The following is a 1,970-nucleotide window of genomic DNA, read 5'->3' on the forward strand; positions in this document are numbered from 1 at the left end:
AAACTGCTCCAGTTCGATTTGGCCAAATCGCTCGGTTGGCACAAGGCCCGGCTGTCGCATCAACTCACGCGCATGGAGCGCCGGATGCTGGTCCGTCGAGATAGTTCGGCATTAAAGCGAGGGGTGCAGGTCTCGATCCTGCCGCTCGGCCGCAAGATGATCGCGGCGGCGCGTCCGGTTCATGCGGATTCCATCCGCAAACACGTGCTTAGTCATATCAACCCGGTCGAAGCGCGCGCCCTGAATGATGTGGTTCGCCGCATGGTTCGAGAAACGTGAGAAATGCACTGAGCTTGGCGGCCGCGGTCGGGCTCTACGAGAGAATTTGTACATACACAACAAGTGCTGAGGTCGTCGGCAAGATCGTAGGACGCTTTCAGCAGAACTTTTTGATACGATCCTCACAGGACTGTTACTTGGAAAAGATTAGATTAGGATCGACGGACGGCAGTCAGGCAACTCGTTCACAACCTGTCTTCTCAGAACGCATCTCTGCAGCCCTTGTTGCTGGAGCAATAGCAATCGCGCTCAATGTGGCAGCGCTCTGGAGCGCAGATCTTATCCATTTGCAGACAGCCCACGGCGGCCTGCTGAAATTGCTCACTCAGCTATTGGGAGCGCCGACTCCTCACAGTGGCCTCTTCAACATGGCCTTCCATGTGTTAGTCGGGCTCATGATGGCAATTGTTTACGGCCTCTTTCTCCAGCCGCATTGGCGCGGACCGCCCTGGCTGCTTGGCCTTGCGTACGCCGCGGCCGTATGGATCGTTAACGCATTTTTCGTTCTCCCTCTAGCGGGCGAAGGAGTTGCTGGATCGGCGACGCTCGGCATCGCCGGAATTTTATGGTTCGCTGTCGCTCATACAATCTTGCTTTATCCAGAATGCGAATTATAGCTTGATACCTTACTCGGTCTTGTAAGAAGCGTTACAGGATGGTCCGCGACCTTTGCGCCACGGCGAATGACGACACTGACGTTGCCGAAAACTTCGCCGGTGTTGAGCTGCAGGTTGATGCCCTTATCGAGAAGACGCTTCTTGATCTTTCCGAGAGCGGGACGCTCGAGGAGATGGAGCCTTCTTGCTCGGGAGCAGCCTCCTGATCCTGAGGCGTCTTTGCGCAAACGGTCGGTGCATCCTTTTCTTGCGCATACGCTGGTGTGGCCGGTCCCCACTGAGTGGTCCGGGGTTTATGTTAGTTCATGACGGGCCGGAGCGCGAGGGCTGGTGTGGCCGGCGTAGCGGGTCCGGGTTGCGCGGCCGGCCACACCAAGGCTTCAGGCGCAGGTGGTCGGTAAGCGAGCGATGAGTGCGGGCGGATCGCGTTGTAGTGCTGCCGCCAGCCCTCAATGATGACCTGCGCTTCCTTCAACGAGTAGAAGATCTCGCCGTTGAGAAGTTCGTCGCGGAGCTTCGCATTGAAGCTTTCGCAATATCCGTTCTCCCAGGGGCTTCCAGGCTCGATGTAAGCCGTTCGTGCTCCCACGGCGACGATCCACTCCCGAACCGACTTGGCGATGAACTCGGGCCCGTTATCTGAACGGATGTGGCCAGGCACACCGCGCAGGATAAACAGGTCCGACAGCACGTCGACGACGTCGGTCGCGTTCAGCCGTCTGCTGACCCGGATCGCGAGGCATTCCCGGGTGAACTCGTCGATCACGTTCAACATGCGGACCTTTCGCTTGTCATGGGTTTTGTCCTCGACGAAGTCATAGGACCAGACGTGATTGGGCCGCTCCGGCCGCAGCCGAACACACGATCCGTCGTTAAGCCAGAGCCGGCCCTTCTTCGGCTGCTTCTGCGGGACCTTCAGCCCCTCCCGTCGCCAGATCCGTGCGACCCGCTTGCGGTTCACCACCCAGCCGGACCGACGCAGCATCGCTGTGATGCGACGATAGCCGTAGCGACCATATGGGAGGGCAAGCGCGACGATGTCGGCGGTGAGTGCCGCCTCGTCGTCACGGGTCT

3 protein-coding genes and 1 pseudogene are annotated in these 1,970 nt (G+C 58.8%); 3 read left to right on the plus strand and 1 reads right to left on the minus strand.

Going from position 1 to position 1,970, the window contains the following annotated elements:
* The 3 genes and pseudogenes from GSQ79_RS15825 to GSQ79_RS15835 form a co-directional block, all read left to right on the plus strand.
* A pseudogene (locus GSQ79_RS15825) lies at nt 1-279 on the plus strand (hypothetical protein); the annotation flags it as partial.
* A gap of 137 nt (nt 280-416) precedes the next feature.
* Nucleotides 417-896 (plus strand): hypothetical protein, encoded by a 480-nt coding sequence (locus tag GSQ79_RS15830; protein WP_158809663.1) that lies wholly within the window; start codon nt 417-419, stop codon nt 894-896.
* A gap of 38 nt (nt 897-934) precedes the next feature.
* Entirely contained in the window at nt 935-1,102 is a 168-nt protein-coding gene (locus tag GSQ79_RS15835) for a hypothetical protein (protein WP_158809664.1), read from the plus strand.
* Between the two features lie 92 nt (nt 1,103-1,194).
* On the opposite strand, the gene GSQ79_RS15840 is transcribed toward GSQ79_RS15835, so the two are convergent.
* The coding region (locus tag GSQ79_RS15840) for an IS3 family transposase (RefSeq protein WP_158809665.1) at nt 1,195-1,970 on the minus strand (776 nt) is incomplete at its 5' end.

This window comes from Beijerinckia sp. L45 (assembly GCF_009765775.1).
Lineage (GTDB): Bacteria > Pseudomonadota > Alphaproteobacteria > Rhizobiales > Beijerinckiaceae > RH-AL1.